We start from the raw sequence: 17,412 nt of genomic DNA on the forward strand, positions 1-17,412 counted from the left end.
CATCAACTGACAATAATTTGAGTAATTCATCATCAGATAAAGCGGTTGAAGAATCAGTTAATTCTGACTCCGAGCCAGAATCAACTGATTCTTCAACCACAACTAATAATGATGTTCCAGCACTAGAGCCAGATAGTTCACCACAGAATAGTAGTGAACCATCCGACTCATCGTCAACTAAAACTAGTAAACGAAAGAAAACAACTCCTAATACTTCTTCCCAATTTAATATCACTGATAGGAGCGAAATATGAAACGCATCGTGATGATACTGGGGGGCAAAGGTGGTACAGGTAAGACTGCCTTTACTCGCTTGCTACTAGATGTAATGCACTCGAAGGGGATTAATTATCTAGCTTATGACGCAGATACAGAGAATCCAGAACTGTACGAGTACTATCAAAATTTTGGCTCAGGGGTAAGGCTGTTAAACTTCCTAGAGGTGGCAGAGGCGAAACGCTTCTTTACGGAAATCAAAGCGGAATCACCGGACTCAATAATAGTAGATATGCCGGGGGCATCAAGCAATAAAACTAGGGAGATTATCAGTAAGTTTGGGCTGTTCAAGATTGCAGGCGATTTAGGTTATCGGGTAACGCTGGTGACTGTGCTTAACCTTGGTTACTCGGTCATCACTAGCTTAAAAACTATGGCTGACTTCTGCGGCGCTCAAGCAGATTATGTAATAGTGAAAAATCTGTGTTGGGATAAAGGTTCAGGTTTTCAGCGCTGGGAGAACAGTAAAACGTCGGCAGCGATATCTGAATTGAAAGGCATAGAAATAGAAATGCCAGAGCTAGACTACTCAACCTTTGACACGTTGACAGAGAAAGGTCTACCTTACTCAGCTGCGACTGAAGAGAACGGATTTCCTTTTGGAGATTACCTGCTAGTGAGTGGATTTTTAGATCAGGCCAAACCAGAACTTGAAAAGGCTGGGGTTTATCTGGGGTTACAACAACCAGAGGTTCTAGTTGCTGCTGAGTCGAACACCTCAACTTCAAAACAGACAAAAGTTACTGCGTCTACTTCTCGCCAGGGTAAAAAGAAAGCTAATGAACAGCAACGGTAATAGCAACGGCAATCACAGCAATCCTCACTCTGAAACTACCGATTTAGTAGAGAGCAGTGAACTGGGTGAGGTCAAGATAGCATTGGGCAGATTATATAGAGAGTTTGAAAGTTTTAAGCAGTCACAGAAAACTGAACGCGAACGCGATAGGGCAGAGTTACAAGCATGGGCGCAAACGAATCTAATTCAGAATCAACTCCTCAGCAAAGCGATGGTGACAATCGAGATGCTGACGGGGGAATTGAAGAATCAGAATCTCTCCTCGAACGAGTACGAGAAGAGCAACGAGAATTTGAGACAAGAATTAACTCCCTTGCTGACGCAGTTAAAGAATACGCCCAAGTCAACAGCAACATTAGAGAGCTTAGAGTTCAAAGGGCTAAAGAGCGAGATAACAGAATTAAAGCAGAACTGGAATCAACTGTTGAATCACACGCAGAAGTTGACTACGGTTATTCAGGAGTTGAAGAACAGCCCTCCCCCCGAACCCATCACCATAGAGAAAGAGGTTTATCGCTCTGAACCCCTAACTAAATATGGAATGATGGGGTTGATTACGACAATATTTGCTTTGTCAATGTTCTTTTCAATCAATCAATTAATTCCGGTAAAAATCTCGGATGATTTCAATACCTATCTACGAGCTATCTGGCAGCGTACTGGTTATAGTAATGTCAAGCTACAACGGGTAGAAAAGCGTTTGGGGACTGACCGAAATCGAAGATGAAGGGCAATATATAGCGATTGGGGCAAAGGCTTAACGTAATATTTGCCCCAATCATACAAATAATCAGAGATAAGAATGCACAAGCTTACCTTGAGTTGACCACTTCTCATCTAGAAGACGACAAGCGACATAGACAACTTTTTGAGGGTTGCGCTTATGTTTTCCAATCATATTCCAAGAACGAACAGTATAATCACCTTGATAACCTAAAACAAGTGCAAGCTCATCGTAAGTTAACTGCCATTTTTTCTTAAACTCAATTGGGTGCATAAATTTAAATCCATTACTAGGATTTCAGGGTTTTGATGTCTTGATGTCTTGGAACTAAGTGCTTTCTTAAAGGGTTTTTGAGATTGCAGTAACATTAAAAAGCGGTAAAGCCTAACTTCTCGCTACCCTTCAATTGCTTGGATTCTATAAGTTGTGCAATCGCACTCCTTAAATAGCGAACGCTAGGTTTATCTTCACCCCACTTTCGGCTATTTCTAATCGCGGCAAAGCTGACTGGTGTTGCAACGGCTGAAGTAACAATGTTTAAAATTTGCGACAAATCCGCCTCAGAAATACTCAGTTCTTCTAGCTCTGCAATTTCAACGTCTTGGGTAGGCTTTGAGAAAATGGACTCAAGCTGATTAACTGCGTCTGGTGGTGCAATTTTCTCGCCTCTGGGCATAACTGCTGGCTGGTGATGCTGCACCAGTTCCGGGAAAAATTTGAGTAATGTTCTTGCTGGATCTGGTTGACCATTTCCTGGGTGTAACTCTATCTTTAGCCAGTCAGGAATCATGCCGAGATTGCCACCGCTAACAGGTTCAGCAAAGTTATTAGGGTTGGCTTTGAAATATTCGCCACTAGCAACATTAATCTTTCGCAATCCGCCGGCGCTGACAGACTGAGCTACACAACCAATGAAGTTAACCGATTGCTTAAAGGTGTCTGCTAGTCCTGCTGTGGCCTTGCCAACCACAGAAGTTAAGTTGGAGCCATGCAACACAATGATTAATGTACCGCCACATTTGGCGAAGCGAGAAAGTAAATATTGAATAGCCCAAGTGCGATCGCTTTCATCAAGTAGGGATAGCAACCGCATCGCTTCATCAATGACTAACAGTAAGTTTTTGTGGGAGTAAGGTTCACTTGCATCTAAGCCTTTAAGAAATTTAAGCAAGTCACGGGCGACTAGTTTATCTGCACCGTCCGCATCTTTTTCGGGGTATTTCAGAGCAGAAATCAGATTACAACTAAAGGGGTAAACGTCCACCCCGGCTGTAAAGTATTGGGTGTTTAATCCCGAATCTAAAGCTAGAGATAATGTTGCCAAGATTGCTGCTAAGGTTCCCTTACCACCTCGCTGAGTGCCAGCGATCGCAATGACTTGGGAACTCATCATGTCTTCTATTTGGAAACCACTTTTCCTTAAAGCAGCGATGAGTGCGTTTGCTCTATTCGCCAGAGGGAGATGAGTTATAGTCTCTGGTGCAAGCCCATTAGCTGATGGCTGTAACTCCTCCGGTTTAGAAAGATCATCTGCTTGGTGAGTGTCCCGAATATCTACTTGTGGTGATTGCAATTGTTTGATATCTACGGTGGGTGGTAACTGGGTTTGAGCCTGTGCGATAGCACTTACCTCTGACCGATTCAGCCGGCTGTCAATCGTCACATCCTGTAAATGGAGAGCCATACTTTGATAAGTCGGTAGCTGACGACCCTTAAGCTTGCCAAACCAGCCAAACATCCAGCGATAAGCATAAAAACGTTTTCCTGGTTCAACTTGGGTTAAATACTGGCCAATATTTTCAAATTCAGCATGAAGAAAGGCGTACTCTTCTGCTGATTGTCGCTCTAGAAATTTAACGGTATTAGCAAGATGATCCGCTTGATAATTGCTCCGAGTATCATAGTCACCAGCACGGGCAACCGCGTCTATAAAGTTGCCACGTACAAATGGTATTGGTGCAATTTCTTTAGTGCGGTTGGAGTGTTCGACAACAAACCATAGCCATGCAGCACCGCCAATTAAACCACCAACTATAGCCAAAGGATTGACTGCATAACAAACCGCTCCGATCCCAGAAGCTAGCAAGCCAAGTACACGGGTCATGTCTGCTTCGTTCTCAGAAACTCGAGCCATTTCAAATAATTGGTCTTTGCGCTCTTGCAACCATTCAGAAACATTTCCTGCCTCCAGATGGGATAAGGCGGGATAAGAATCACGTAAGTGTTCCGTTTCCTTAGTTGTAATTTTGGGGATATTATTGCAATGCATAAAACAAATGCCTCGTTGAGTAGTGAGTGCCGCCCAACTGAAGAGTTATTGAGCGGCGCTCACTTTAATCTTTGGTCAACCGCCAGATGGCAAAGCCAATTTCACCCGCCATCATTGTGCCGATATTAAATAAGATGCAACCCAAAATCATGAATGGGGCTGTAAATTCAAACGGGTTACGAGCTGCAAAAGTGGTGACAATATCGAATGCCCAAACAGCAATCACAACTAGCCCCGCGCTAGAGCGATCGCGTGTACCTGCGGTCTTGTAGTCTTGCCAGAGCTGGCCTACCAAGTCAATCTTGCCACTAGGCTTGGTTTCAAGCTCATAAACCATGTGATCTTGAAGTTCCCGCCTAGCTGAATCTGGGTTTTTACCCCGTAGGGCATGGGCTTCGATTACTTGAACACCTACAGAAATTATGAATGCCAGGTAAAAGAGAGGGTTGAACGCTGCAAACGGCACATTTAGCCAATTCCAAGTAGGCTCAAACCAAGGGCAAACCGGGGGCCCAGTAAAGATTAATTGCCAAGTTGAATCAGCACTAATTACAGAACCACCAATAAATAAAATCCCGCCTACCAAGGCACGACCCGCGCCACCGTTAGCAACAAACTGATTGACTATAGCGGCGGCTGCCCTAATAGGTAAACCAACAATCATCACAACAGCCTTGGCGCAAAAATCAATGATTTCACCAAGCGTTCGCTTCTTACCCTTGGGTTTACCATCGCTGTTACCAGTACTATTACTTTCTGCACTTGATGAACCTAACGCCATTATTTTCTTCTCACTGGTTTGATATTTTGAACGCTTTTACAAATCTCTTTGGCTTTGTACTTCCACTTCCAAATTCCTTCTTCAATCCGCCCAATACACCTACCCGTTGCGTCAAAAACATCAACAATTTCATCATCTTGATAAAGGGTTGGGTCTGGTCTGGGATTGCGTTTACTACTGTCAAAATAATTCGTGATTCTTAGAGAACGAGTTGTGGGCATGACTCCCGCTTCATATAAGGCATCGCTGGTTTTTGCCCGTTCTTCTATTCGCTTACGCTCTAATCCTTCAGTGGCTTTTAATCTCTCGGCTTCTGCATAAGCCCCCATTTTGGGTACTAAGGGGATAATTACAGGCAAGAAGCAGACACTTACTCCAGCCAAAGCTAAATACAATTGCTTCTTGTACATCTCACTGCACCATTGCGCTAATCAGTGCAAACTTCTCCCATTGCTTTAACTCATGCAGTCGTTTAAATACTGACTCCGCTTCGTTGCTAGGAGCGGTAGAAGATTCACACTCTAACCATGCTTGATGGGCTACACGTGCAATTAACCAGAGTGTGTCTGATTCGCTCATCTTCTCTAATCCTTCGCCCCATGTCTCACACATATCTTTAATGAGTGCATTGTCGTGAGAGAGGGAGTAATATCCTACTGGGTGCGCCATTTTGGTATCCTTTAATGTGTGTACTGATTTCATCCCTGATCTAAGTCACAACTGGGCGAACGCTTTTCTTGACCGGGCAAGCGTTCGCACAATTATTACTCATGAGAACTGTTAGCGAGTTGTACTTTTTCAATGCCATCTAAAACTTCAGATATTGATTGAATGGCATCATTCAAAACCAAGTCATTTGATGTAGTAAAATGCTCTGATGTTTGCAGTCTCCTATATTCGGGAGTAGTTTGAATCAATCTTAAAGTTTGCTCAACACCAGCCAGAATGATTACTATTTCTTCTGTGTTAACATTGCACATCATCATATTATTCACCTCTTATCGCCTCCAAATCCCCTAAGTTAATTTGATGATTGTTATTGACAGAGAATCTTTCATTTACTAATTTCTCCAAAGCTTTTCTGAGCCAGTAAGTGGGAGTTGTGCCATCCATTTCTGCAAGCATTCTGATGGCTGGAGTCAAGTCTTGAGGAACGTTGTAATTAAGCCGCTTGGTTAACATCGGTCGTTTCTCCTAAGTAAAGTTTTTTCATTTCTGATAAAGCAACGGTTCCCGGATTTTCTGGGATTAACAAATTACTTTCTGGAATGCTCCCTTTGAGTAATCTTTCTTTAATCAACATCTGCACAGGCGCGATCGCAAACGCACCGCCACACAAAGTTACTTTGCTACGTCTGGCTTTCACGGATACGTCATCTAGGGCATAAGCCAAGGGAGAATCTTTCATCCATGAATGAATCGCGTTCTCTAACTCACTCCCAATGTCTTCACCATCAGGTGCAATCGCACTTATGCCGTTATCACCAACGGTTGCAGTTTCCAAAATCTCGCGCAGTTGGGAGGGGCGAATCATTTTAGAAGAATCGGTGTTGCTCAATGCTCTGGAGAATTCTTTGATTAGTGTGGCAACGCCACCGCCACCGTTCGGACTACAAGTTACCCGTTTTGGTAATTTGCCGAGATTACTGTATTCGCTGATTGTGGCTGTACCATATCCAATATCAAAAGTATGGAATTGTTTATCGTCAAAGCGTTCGCTTGCCCAAAGTGATGCGCCATATCCCTCTGGAAATCCCAGAAAGCCCAGTTTTGAGAAGCACAGGCGGTATCTAACACCATCTACAGCGATCCACTTGCATTGTTCAATGGCTTTTTTTAGTTCTAATGGGGAAGCTAGCGAGAGTGTTGATAAACGAATGTGCAAGGTTCTACGCTTGGCGCTTGTACCCGTGGACAACTCAAGCAGATTCGGCAGAGATGCAATCGCGCCTAGTGCAAGGATGGGGAAGTAGTCTACTTTGTGATTCTCGGAATCACTCATTGCTATATATTCCTTACCTTGCAGTCTGGCGGAGCTACCAACGACCCAATGCTCTACAACATCTTTGTTGTTTTCATCTTTGCCTCGGCTTAGGCTGAAAGCTCCTAATTCTCCAAATGGTACTGATGGCACACAACACACCAAAGATTCGGTCTTCATCACTGGTGTTGTGCCAGTTTCGTTATTAACGAAAGCCTGATATTTAATACTGGAGCGTCCAGCATCTAGCATCAAATGAATTACCTTTTTTGATGGCATTGATGCTTTCTCTGTTATGGTTTCAGGCTCGTTTGTGTTGGGTGCGTTCGTGCTTATAGATGTTGGTTGTTTTTTAGGTCTTGACATATCGTTTTACCCTCAACTTTTTATCGTCACTGTCACAAGCAAAAGTAGTCATCATCAACTAACGTTTCATGTTTCATGTTTCATGTTTCTGGCGGGTGTAAGTGGCGTTTCACGGTTCTTGTGAGGCTGAAACATTGATGCAACCGTTGAAACAGTTTCATGAAACATTCTTTTCAACACTACTGAGTATCTTGGCTCCCCCTTGTAGGAGCCTGTGACAGCATCGAATTTTGCAAAATCTGAAGTAAAAGGAAGTTAACTACCTCTGCATGGTCATTAATGCCTAATTCCTGCGCTTTGTTGCTGATAAATGGGTGTAGAGATTGCCTGATTGTTACTCGCATAAATTCTCCTCAAAATAAATTTGCAGGCTGAAGTCGCCAAGAATATGTGTATCTTGTCTGCCATTGGCGTTTTTGCCTTGCTTATGAGTGCTATAGTAGATGATAGCTACTGAAGCTGTCAACTAAAACATTCAAGCTTCAACTCTGTTAAACTAAAAAAGCTTACAGAGTCAGAGTCTTAAAGGATATAGTTGAGTAAAGATTCAGTAAGCTGTTGAAGTGAGTAGAAATGGGAGTAACAAAAAAGGCTAAAGTAATGTTTACTTGCGAACATGAAACAAAATCGGATTTAGAAGCGTGGGCCAAATCCGAGCGAAGAACTGTCTCGAATTTAGTTGAAGGGGTAGTTGTTGCCGCCCTTGCCAACTGGAAAGAATCTGTGTCTACAGATGCGATCGCTAAAAACAAATCAAATGATTAACCCATCTGCCATTGATTTAAAATCACTCCCCTGGCTTCTCCCCGTTTTGACAGCTATCAGCGATCGCGATTGGGTACGGTTCAAGGAACTTGAAGTCAGTTTTGCAAACGCTCACGGGGTCGAAACTTGGGCAGATGTTTTCAACTTCCGAATCATGCCCGCGCTAGAGCCAGAGGCTAAAAGATGGCTGTTAGTGACAAAATGCAGCCAAGGTATTAAGTCAGTCAAAATTTTAGATTAATGTCTTTTTGAAGCAGCATCAACAAATTGAATTATTCTTAGTCACACTAATACTATTAATAGAGTGAGGTATTTATTTGGTTTTTGATACTAGTTGAAAACTTATAAAAGCTTTGCTGTGTCTTGGCTTGAGGAAAATAGATAAATTGTTTTATTTTATAAAGCTGAGATATTTATTATTTTTTTTGCCTGACATAATTTACTATTAAATAAGACTATACCCTTAGTTCATCTTTTCTAAGTGTCATGTCACCAGATATACATAAGAAAAGAATGCCTCCCCAAGACTCAACTTGCTTGTAACAAGTTGTTTAACAGTCCTAGAAGACACCCGGTTGTTTTTTGTCGATTAAATTTCTTTATAACCTAATGTTATCAGTTCCTAGTACTTCTTACAACTTCCTACAACGGGTTTAACGAGAAATTTGATTAAAACTTTGGTGAATCTTCGGGGGAGGTAAAGCCCACACAATTTACCTCACAAGGATTTCACAATGGTAGCCACCTTTAACGGTTCTAGTACTACTGCTACTTTTGACGTTCGTGGACATCTAGATCAACTGACTCTAACCCCACTATTATCTGAACCCAGGAATCAGGCGACACAGCCCAATAGTGTTGAGCAAATCTGGACTAACGAGAGCGTTAAACAGCATTGGATTTCATTTGACGCTTTCAAAGATTTTATTAAGCAGAAGTTTGGGCGTGAACGACTTTGTGCAGAGCAGTTTGACGCGATGATTGAGTTTACAGACTCACCGCACCGGATAGCCGAGGCTTTAAGGTGGAAAAAACCATATTCCGGCGTTGTGTATGCTGCGCTGATGCTGAATGCAGATGGTAGTGTCTGGCATTCAATTTTGAGTCTACCAAACGATGATGGCACAAAGCCTTACAAACGGCTAGCTCCATCTTTGAACGGAGATCAGTGCTTCTATCCTCGCGTCGTCCCCACTATTAGAAGGCTCGTTGAGCAACAGATGGGACTTGAGAAAGGCAGTATCCCTGATGATGTGGATTTCTATGAGTCGTTAGCCAATTCCGAGTTACCTGTAATTACGACCGAAGGCGGGGAAAAACTGTTTAGTCTAATCTGTCAGGGATACCCCGCCACCACCAACTACGGCGCGACCTGTGGGGTAGATAAAAAGACCAAGCGATTCAAGCCCAGCTTACAGCGAATGATGAATCGCCCCAAAACTTTGTTAGTTGCCTATGACATGGATTCTAAGCCCTCGGTCGTAGCATCTGTAAACAAGGGGATTGATGCACTGTCAATAGCGGCGCAAAAAGTAGGCTCCTCCGTATCGCGCCCCACCTGGGACGAGTCACTAGGCAAAGGGATTGATGACTTGTTGCTGACACCAAACGGTGAAACGCTTTGGGCCCAAAGCTATAACTTAGCACTGTGTCAAGCCATAGTCACCAAAATGCTGGGCATTGGGGCGGTAGACGAGGTAAATAGTTTTGAACAACTCGAACAAGTTTTTCAACTCTACGGCACTATTGTAGAGTTAAATATTTTGAAAACTCGCATGAGTGCGGATAATCTAATCGCGGCACTAAATCAGCAAATCAGAGAATTGACCCACGGCAAAGATGCCGTTGAGTCCAAGTCTCATCAGTCAAAGTCTTATCAGTCGAAGTCAAAACTTATCCCGGCTGACATACTGGCATTTGAATTAGCAGAAGATTATCGAGAACGCCTCAAGTACTGCAACGAATACAAGGAATGGAAGTACTATCTAGGTGATGATTCGGGATTGTGGAAATCCCAGGATGACCACATGATCGAAACAATGATTCAGGGAATATTAGATGCCCGTTCAATTGTTGGCTATGGCACTGATAGCTATATAGTCAATATTCGCAAATTCATGGCGCGACGGCTAACTGTTGAAACGTGGCCCCAAAGAACAGGCATCGTTCCATTCCTAGATGGCGTACTGGTGCTGGCTACTGGAAAGTTTGAGAAACACTCACCCGGTAATTATTTAACCTGGACACTGCCCCATCGCTTTGATAATCCCAAGATTCGAGATTGGCCAACAATTCGCAGTTGGTTCCAGGAAGTAACAGAGGGCGACTCCCAAAAAATACAAACCCTCATCTGTTTTGCAGCTGCCACACTTCGCGGTATGTCTCATCTCCAAAAAATTCTTTACCTCTGGGGCAATGGCGGCAATGGTAAAGGCATTTACTCGGATATCCTGACTGCGTTAGTCGGCTCAGAGAATACTTGGAGTGGCAAAATTGAAAACTTGGATAATCCTAATTTCCTGGTAGACATACTCAACAAACGCTCAGTCATTTTTGAGGATCAAGATAAGGTCAATGGCGGTTTGCAAACTTTCAAAACCCTCACGGGGGGAGGAAGCACCAAAGCCAAGGAAGTTTATAAAAAAGCTTGTGATGTTAGATTGTCCGCCACAGTTTTAATTACTTCCAATTATGCAGCGCTCCAAGGCTCTGGGGTCGGCAGATGGCTCAAAAGGCGGTTGATTGTAGTAAACATGAATTACTGTCCACCAATTGTAGATACTCACCTCAGAGAAAAGCTCTACCCAGAGATCGGAGCCTTCACCCAGTACCTACTTACCATTCCAGAGAGTGAAATAATTAACACTCTCAATGGAAAAAACTCTACTGGCTATGATCTCGCTTACTGGGAAATGGCACAAATGACTGACTCCATCGCGGCTTGGGTGGAACGGCATATCGTGCGAGATTTATCAGGAGTTGTCAAAGTCGGCTCCAACAAAAACGAATGGCAAAGCAGCAGTTACCGCCCCGAAATCAGTACACTGTTTGGCTCCTACCATCACTACTGCCAAAATTCCGGGCAACAGGGCAAGAGCTTACCCAATTTCACCCCAGACTTACTGCAAGTCTTAAATCATGTGCTGGGATGGTCTGATGTTAAGCAAGAAAAAACCAGAACTGGCAGTCATTTTTACGGTATCCGGTTAAGAGGCGCTTTCGATGAGGCTCCGTTCCCTTCCGAATCTTCAATCACTTCCAATCAAGCTGGTGATGGAGGTGTGACGGACAAGGTTATGGATATGGTGATGGACTCAAAGCCTTACGGTGACGGATGTGATGGACATTTACAGAAAAATCTTTTTGTAAACGAGGTAAATAATCATCCATCTAATTTTTTGAAGAGTGAAAGTTTGGGCGAGGAGAAAACAGATTGTGTAGAAAGTTTGGGCAAAACTCTATCACCTCCGTCACAACCATCACCTGAGATAGCTATAACGCATACTCCACAAGCATTACCATCCATCGAGCCAAACCATCACCAGTCCGTCACCAATCCGTCACCGGCTCCATCAGCATCCGTCACCACCCGCCAGCCGGTTAGAGGAGATCGGGTGAGGCTACTTTCAGGCGGCGAAGAATATAAAATCTCTTGGGTTTCCTGTGGTAGTGATAAAGTTCTTTTGGTTTCTGCCCTCACTGGAGAGCCGCTCACTGCTCCTTCACCGTTGCGTCCTGGCGCTGCGGCGGGTGGATTAAATCTCATTGATGTTAGTGAACTGGAGTTTTTGGATCAGTTGGGCAACTAATTGACATAAGCTAGTCATCTCAACAGAATCCCCCTTTTCGAGGGTTTATCCCAAAAACCCCAACTCGCATTTTGGGTTAAGGGCCAATCGGGAGAGTTAGCGATCGCCATCGGAAAGGGCGGTACGCCATCGCGATCGGAAATGCGTTGAAAATTGCACTGACGTTGTGTTGCAATTTTCGTTGCATGACAACAGGGCAGTCGCCACTATCCAAACATCCTCTTAGGGATTGCAAGTAATGGATTGAGTACCATTACTTTCAACTGAAACATTTACTTCATATTCTGCTGGACATGTTTCAATTGAGTTACCTTTTCTAAGTTGGATTTCCTGTGAAAGCTGGCAACCTGTAAACTGTGCTTTCTCATTAAAAGATATAAATTTTTGGGCTTGGCAATAAAAATTAGATGACCCGGAACTGGGGCTGGAAACCTGCACGGTCGTATCTTGGCCAAGAATACAACTTGCCAACGAACCATTTGAATAATTACTAATTGTCCCACCTTCACATGTAACTGACGCTTGAGCAGGTAGAGAAACAGCAAAATTGATTGAAAATAAACCAAAAGTTGAAGTTAAAACTACCAAAACTTTGGAGGGAAATTTCATAAAAATACTGAATAGGAGAATAAAATTTGTTACTTCATTTCTACTTTCTTGCTCCTAAACACTGATACAGCAAAGATACTGATCTTGCTTTAAAGTTTCTGTGAACGGTCTAGCTGAACCAGCTTTGAACCACTGAATCAACCAACTAACGCGGAACACAGCGATTTTGGCAACAGTTCAGAACCACAGTTCACGTCCTTGAACTGAGCCAAAATAGAGTTTGGCGGCGATTCTGAACCACGGTTCAGGTTTTTGAACTGAACCAAACCGAGGTGATAGGCTAGACTGTGGTCGAGTCAGCCCTGACTGGCGCTCACGTCAAATTAAGGTTTTGGGGCGCTTACGCGGTCAAATTGACATAAGCTAGTCATCTACCTATTCGCGCATTGGGCAGAAAACGTGATCAGGCGTCACCGTGGTCGGGTAGCAGGACTATATCGCTATAACCCTCTTTTGTTACTTTCAGAAAACAATAATCGAAGCAAAGTTCTGAAACTTTTATATAGTCAAGCTTTGAGCTTTTATTTTCTAACAGTAACTCAAGTTTGTAGACAAAACATGGAGATGGAAGCCTTGAAAGGCTTTCAGCGTTTGGGTTCTACCAAAGTGACAAAAGAGGGATAATCCCGCTACCCGACCACGGTGATGCCAATTACTCTAGAAAATTTTCATAAAGTCTTGCTTGAGTGTCAGATTAGCTAGGGTTGGAAGAACTCTTCAGGAATAAAATCTTCTTCTCCCCAATCCACCCCAGAGAACTCTCCTGCTTCTTCGCGAGAAGCATCACTGACTCCAGCAACTTTGAACAGAGTATTCACCCAAGCTGCACAATTCTCATCAATCAAGGAGTATTGAATATCGCCTTTAGTTTTGTAATTAGTAGCTAGCTGAATAACGGTTGCGATAAAGTTTTCAACAGAGCCAGTTGGAGGCGTAATCTGGTGAGGCTCTAAGTCATAATCAGGCGTGAGTAGACTTGTATGTTCGTCTGGATCAAGGTATTCACGAACTGATTGAACATCAGTTGGTTGATTCACAATCATTTTGAGGAGGTCAGGAACTCCATCGGCTCCTTTGAAGGCACCAATTGTATAGAAATAAGTAGTGCCATCCGGTGTATCCTCTTGCAAAAGGGATTCATCACTAAATCGATCAGTTGCATCAGGATTCACCAATAGGATGAAATGGTGATTCCCAATCGGACTTCCTTCAAGATCACGAGCGCACCAGTAGACACCTGCATTTAACTGACTCATCGTGCATCTTCCTTCTCTAATCAATTTCTAAATGCCAGCACCAGAGATTTGCACTGTGAAAGCTTCTGAACCCCAATAGCTTTTCAGATGCTTTTCAATGGCTTCGAGAAATTCGTCCGTTCTCTCCGTTGAAATAAGTTGAGATAAAACCAAGCATCTGTCGCCCTCTGATCGGGGGTAAATGAGCAATCGTACAGAAAGTTATGCTAAGGCTGTAACCCTTACCGGATAAGCATTCTGCAAATCGATATTTTTCGCAATTCTCGATGTACCAATTAACGTATAGATTATTTGGTGCAGCAATTTAATACGGCTCATCTTGGGTTTGAAGCTCCTAAATTTCCGAGACTTCAATTGGTACAGTTTTATCCGTGGCGATGCCTGCGGCGGCAAGCTACGCAGTATTGAAAATGGCTCATCAAGTCCTTAGCATAAAGTTTCGGTATCACTGCTAATTTCACCCCTTTAACTGCTCACTCATGGGGTTCGGTTCCCCAAGGCGGGATTGATGGGGAGAAGGTTGTTTTAGGTGTAGCGACCTGCAATCATTATTGTTTTCAGCCATAACATGAGCGAAAAATTTCCTTGTTTGCAAGCCAAAACATTTATAATTGCAAGCCGCAACAACTATCAGTACTATTAGCCAAATAGTTCTTATTAAAGCAATCTCTCCAGGATTAATAAGTTTTAAAAAGGCGTTTCATTCTCCCAAATTTATCATTACAACCCAGTAACGTTAAATCCACAAGCATTAGTAATTAATTGTCTTGCAGCAAGCTTGGCAAAGATATTAGAATCATGATTAGGATCGCTAACTTCACCAAAATTTTCAATTCGCTCATCGACAACTTTAGGCGTCGCTAAAAGACTTGTTTGCAAAGTAAGGCGATATGTACCTGTAATAAATCTATTTTCTTCAGCAGTTTCTACACAAGGTACGTCAAATTTCTCTCGTTGATAATTTCCACTATATTGAAAGAAAATTTCAAGATTATTGCCTCCTTGAACCACTTCTGCATTAATAGCACGAACATCTGCTTTGAATGTGTTTCCTTCACAACCTATTCTCACTCCAAATCTTTTTACATCTCTTCTTGCATCGGATGATACAGATTCAGAACGACCATTTATATTGGTTTTTATTTCATCAACTGAATTACAAGCTAATGCAGATAAAGGAAACATCAAAAAAACAATAATTGGAAGTTGAAGCTTAATTAAGTTTTTCATTTTCAACTCCTATTTTTCATTAGGTCGAAATATTGTTAGTTCAGTTTTTGCTCATAAATCCTAGATATAAACTTGCCAGTATCCAAAAAAACTAACTATTTCCAGAGCAAAATTCAAAGTGTTTTAACCCCATTTTATACTCTTACAATCGTCAAAGACTCTGCACTTCGTGCAGAATATTACTTACTTAATTAGGGTATTTGAGGAGTTTTTTCCCAATTTTTAGCTTACTTAAATTGTGACACTAGTTCCAGAACTTACATAAGTCTACTTATACTAGCGCCGAGAGCTAGATTGATTACTTAGCAAGTATTTACAATAGAATGAGCTAGACATAATTAGGATCTTATATAAAATATATTGACTATCATCAACTATTCATAAAAATATAAATATCAGATAGGTTCTGTAAAGATTTCAGCTTATTATTTGTTTATTTGTAAACGCAATTACAACGATTTTCACTTGAGAAGAGGTTGAGCTTAACTCAATAGGTGTCAAATCGTTGTAGGCTGTGGATCACAGGGTCTACAGTCTGGCAATGAAAATCAATCGGCACTTAGCGCCAAAGTTCTAACGCAGTCAGAGATACAGCTAATCTTCAGTCATGGCTTAGATAATGACCGCGATGGCAACGAGACACCGCAGGCATCGCACTTTGTTCGGCATTGTCCCAAGATGGACGTATTCATCAATTGAGAATAGTTTGCAATAACTTCTTAGTGGCTTGTCTCTCAACGGAGTAATAGGGCTTGTGGCGTAGTAGACTGTCCATAATAGACTGCGTAAACCGGACACTACCACCAATCATAAATGAGGTTGCCGCCCCCAACTCGTCTACCTAACAAGCATTACAGGTCTAGAGAATACCTTACACCAAGTGAGGTGCGAAGTCTTCTTGATGCTGCGCTAGAACGCAAAGCTCGTTATGCTCACCGTGATTATACACTGATGTTGCTCATGTTTCGCCACGGTCTGAGGGTGGGGGAAGCTGTAGGTTCAAAGTGCGGCTTAAGGTGGGATGCACTGATGTGGGCCGAACGTCAGATTTTCATCACCAGAGAAAAGGGCAGCGATTCAGGGGTGCATCCCTTGAGAGATGATGAACTGGAATTGCTCAAAGAACTCAGAGAGATGTTGCCCGATAGCAAATATATTTTCGTTTCCGAGCGTGGTGAAGTGATGTCAACTGATGCAGTGCGAAAGCTCATTGGGCGACTGGCTGCACAGGCGGGGCTTGATATCAAAGTTCACTGTCACATGATGCGCCATGCCTGCGGGTACTATCTGGTGAATCAGGGTTACAACACCAGAGAGATTCAAGATTTTTTAGGGCATCGGGATATCAAACACACTGAAAAATATACCAAGCTGAATGCTCGACGCTTCCTGAATTTTGATTGGGGTGATTTGTAAAATATCGTCTATATGGAATTTAAATTTCAACAATTGGATGTCTTTTGTACTGTATTTTAATGGCATTTGAGTACCCATAGTAGAGCAACCGCAAATGTGGTTCACGAAGTATTGATATCTACTTTCTAATAACTGGAATATCAGCTTTTGCTATTGGGTTTGACGGTAGAGTTAAAACCTGTGAACCCCCCTGACAGGATTGCAATCTCTTGTTCGTCTCCAAATCTAAAACAAGAACATATACATTGTAATTTGCACCACTATTATTATTCCCTTGCCCACCAATGTTTACCTCATTCACATTCCAATGCCCATCACTTTCACTATCGCGGTTAGCTGTATAGCAGTAATATTTATTTTCATATGAAGCGTAAACATATAACTCTATACGAAATTTTTTAGATAAGTTCTCAAATGTACCACTGAAGTCACTTAAAGGTGAAACTTTGCTTTTTGGAGAGGGTTGGGTTATCTTTAAAGTTGCGCTGGATTGGGGAAGTAACGAACTATCTGTGGTTGCTCTCGGTATTATTAGTGTCGGCTCCGGTTTTTTGAAAAAAGGTAAGCCAGCAGTTATAAACGCTGCGAAAATTACACCAACTGCACTTATAATTGCTATTATAATAGGTGATGAGAATTCTTGTTGATTATTCCTCTTTATAAGCCGAATTTCTTCAATATTTGTATTATTGACCAATAAGTCAGTATAGCGGTTATATGGCTGGCAGCCTTCAGCTTCTACCCTTATGTTTACATTAACAACACTGCCACTAATAATCTGAATCGAAAATCTAAAAACTCCTTCTGTGTCAGTATAGGTTACAAATGGAGTTCCTAAACCTTCAAATGAAACTTTAGCATCTTTGATAGGTTGACTCTTTATATCAACAATTCGACCTATAAAATTAGGCATATATTCAATTAGGTTAGGAAAGAGTTACTGATTATTTAAGCATTTCATTTATTCTAAGTAAATACTGATACAAAAGATTACTCGTAAATTTAATTTTAACTATTTTTTTGTAATTAATTATTAAGTTTTTATGAACTTCTAAATATTAGTTATTTTCCTCTTGTAAGAGGAAAATAACTAATATTTGTATTAAGCGACTTTTGCCAATAAACCTGCCTTTA

The 17,412-nt window shown here is 42.1% G+C and carries 20 protein-coding genes; 6 read left to right on the plus strand and 14 right to left on the minus strand.

All coding sequences use genetic code 11. From position 1 onward, the window contains the following. The coding region (locus tag H6G26_RS28160) for a hypothetical protein (RefSeq protein ID WP_190733394.1) at positions 1 to 235 on the minus strand (235 nt) is incomplete at its 3' end. A 15-nt stretch (positions 236 to 250) separates the two neighbouring features. On the opposite strand from H6G26_RS28160, the gene H6G26_RS28165 reads away from it, so the two are divergent. Both H6G26_RS28165 and H6G26_RS28170 read left to right on the plus strand, forming a co-directional pair. After that, entirely contained in the window at positions 251 to 1,072 is an 822-nt protein-coding gene (locus H6G26_RS28165; protein WP_190733396.1) for a hypothetical protein, read from the plus strand. Continuing rightward, on the plus strand, positions 1,056 to 1,799 hold the full coding sequence (locus tag H6G26_RS28170) for a hypothetical protein (RefSeq protein WP_190733398.1): 744 nt from the start codon (positions 1,056 to 1,058) through the stop codon (positions 1,797 to 1,799). The genes H6G26_RS28165 and H6G26_RS28170 overlap by 17 nt, the downstream gene beginning before the upstream one ends. 63 nt (positions 1,800 to 1,862) lie before the next feature. On the opposite strand, the gene H6G26_RS28175 is transcribed toward H6G26_RS28170, so the two are convergent. From H6G26_RS28175 to H6G26_RS28215, 9 genes are all read right to left on the minus strand, one after another. Then, on the minus strand, positions 1,863 to 2,069 hold the full coding sequence (locus H6G26_RS28175) for a hypothetical protein (protein ID WP_190733400.1): 207 nt from the start codon (positions 2,067 to 2,069) through the stop codon (positions 1,863 to 1,865). Positions 2,070 to 2,163: 94 nt separating this feature from the next. Further along, positions 2,164 to 4,065, minus strand: a complete 1,902-nt coding sequence (locus tag H6G26_RS28180; protein ID WP_190733402.1) for a hypothetical protein — start codon at positions 4,063 to 4,065, stop codon at positions 2,164 to 2,166. A 64-nt stretch (positions 4,066 to 4,129) separates the two neighbouring features. Beyond that, positions 4,130 to 4,846 (minus strand): hypothetical protein, encoded by a 717-nt coding sequence (locus tag H6G26_RS28185; RefSeq protein WP_190733404.1) that lies wholly within the window; start codon positions 4,844 to 4,846, stop codon positions 4,130 to 4,132. After that, positions 4,846 to 5,256, minus strand: coding sequence for a hypothetical protein (locus tag H6G26_RS28190; protein WP_190733406.1), 411 nt, complete (start codon positions 5,254 to 5,256; stop codon positions 4,846 to 4,848). The genes H6G26_RS28185 and H6G26_RS28190 overlap by 1 nt, the downstream gene beginning before the upstream one ends. 1 nt (position 5,257) lies before the next feature. After that, positions 5,258 to 5,548 carry a hypothetical protein gene (locus H6G26_RS28195; protein ID WP_206757561.1) on the minus strand — a complete coding sequence of 97 codons (291 nt, stop codon included), beginning with the start codon at positions 5,546 to 5,548 and terminating at the stop codon, positions 5,258 to 5,260. Between the two features lie 62 nt (positions 5,549 to 5,610). Further along, positions 5,611 to 5,832, minus strand: coding sequence for a hypothetical protein (locus tag H6G26_RS28200; RefSeq protein ID WP_242053917.1), 222 nt, complete (start codon positions 5,830 to 5,832; stop codon positions 5,611 to 5,613). A 1-nt stretch (position 5,833) separates the two neighbouring features. Further along, positions 5,834 to 6,028: a hypothetical protein gene (locus H6G26_RS28205; RefSeq protein ID WP_190733410.1), complete on the minus strand. Its 195-nt coding sequence runs from the start codon at positions 6,026 to 6,028 to the stop codon at positions 5,834 to 5,836. Then, the gene (locus H6G26_RS28210; RefSeq protein ID WP_190733412.1) at positions 6,009 to 7,193 is read right to left on the minus strand and encodes a hypothetical protein; all 1,185 of its coding nucleotides are present in this window, start codon (positions 7,191 to 7,193) and stop codon (positions 6,009 to 6,011) included. Before H6G26_RS28210 ends, H6G26_RS28205 begins: the two co-directional genes overlap by 20 nt. Before the next feature lie 179 nt (positions 7,194 to 7,372). Next, the gene (locus tag H6G26_RS28215) at positions 7,373 to 7,537 is read right to left on the minus strand and encodes a hypothetical protein (protein ID WP_167756050.1); all 165 of its coding nucleotides are present in this window, start codon (positions 7,535 to 7,537) and stop codon (positions 7,373 to 7,375) included. A 229-nt stretch (positions 7,538 to 7,766) separates the two neighbouring features. On the opposite strand from H6G26_RS28215, the gene H6G26_RS28220 reads away from it, so the two are divergent. From H6G26_RS28220 to H6G26_RS28230, 3 genes are all read left to right on the plus strand, one after another. Further along, entirely contained in the window at positions 7,767 to 7,958 is a 192-nt protein-coding gene (locus tag H6G26_RS28220) for a hypothetical protein (protein ID WP_094346746.1), read from the plus strand. Further along, the gene (locus tag H6G26_RS28225; RefSeq protein ID WP_179077063.1) at positions 7,951 to 8,199 is read left to right on the plus strand and encodes a hypothetical protein; all 249 of its coding nucleotides are present in this window, start codon (positions 7,951 to 7,953) and stop codon (positions 8,197 to 8,199) included. Before H6G26_RS28220 ends, H6G26_RS28225 begins: the two co-directional genes overlap by 8 nt. Positions 8,200 to 8,692: 493 nt before the next feature. Next, positions 8,693 to 11,767, plus strand: coding sequence for a DUF3854 domain-containing protein (locus H6G26_RS28230; RefSeq protein WP_190733413.1), 3,075 nt, complete (start codon positions 8,693 to 8,695; stop codon positions 11,765 to 11,767). 222 nt (positions 11,768 to 11,989) lie between these two features. Here H6G26_RS28230 and H6G26_RS28235 read toward each other — a convergent pair whose 3' ends face one another. From H6G26_RS28235 to H6G26_RS28245, 3 genes are all read right to left on the minus strand, one after another. Next, entirely contained in the window at positions 11,990 to 12,355 is a 366-nt protein-coding gene (locus tag H6G26_RS28235) for a hypothetical protein (RefSeq protein WP_242053918.1), read from the minus strand. Positions 12,356 to 13,074: 719 nt separating this feature from the next. Continuing rightward, the gene (locus H6G26_RS28240; RefSeq protein ID WP_190733418.1) at positions 13,075 to 13,632 is read right to left on the minus strand and encodes a hypothetical protein; all 558 of its coding nucleotides are present in this window, start codon (positions 13,630 to 13,632) and stop codon (positions 13,075 to 13,077) included. Positions 13,633 to 14,352: 720 nt separating this feature from the next. Continuing rightward, on the minus strand, positions 14,353 to 14,862 hold the full coding sequence (locus H6G26_RS28245) for a hypothetical protein (RefSeq protein ID WP_190733421.1): 510 nt from the start codon (positions 14,860 to 14,862) through the stop codon (positions 14,353 to 14,355). Positions 14,863 to 15,675: 813 nt separating this feature from the next. Between H6G26_RS28245 and H6G26_RS28250 the strand changes: the two genes are divergently transcribed. Then, the gene (locus tag H6G26_RS28250; protein WP_190733422.1) at positions 15,676 to 16,278 is read left to right on the plus strand and encodes a tyrosine-type recombinase/integrase; all 603 of its coding nucleotides are present in this window, start codon (positions 15,676 to 15,678) and stop codon (positions 16,276 to 16,278) included. A 118-nt stretch (positions 16,279 to 16,396) separates the two neighbouring features. Here H6G26_RS28250 and H6G26_RS28255 read toward each other — a convergent pair whose 3' ends face one another. Further along, positions 16,397 to 17,191 (minus strand): carboxypeptidase-like regulatory domain-containing protein, encoded by a 795-nt coding sequence (locus H6G26_RS28255; protein WP_190733424.1) that lies wholly within the window; start codon positions 17,189 to 17,191, stop codon positions 16,397 to 16,399. Positions 17,192 to 17,412: the final 221 nt, after the last annotated feature.

The sequence above is a fragment of the Nostoc sp. FACHB-888 genome (assembly GCF_014696655.1).
GTDB lineage: Bacteria > Cyanobacteriota > Cyanobacteriia > Cyanobacteriales > Nostocaceae > Nostoc.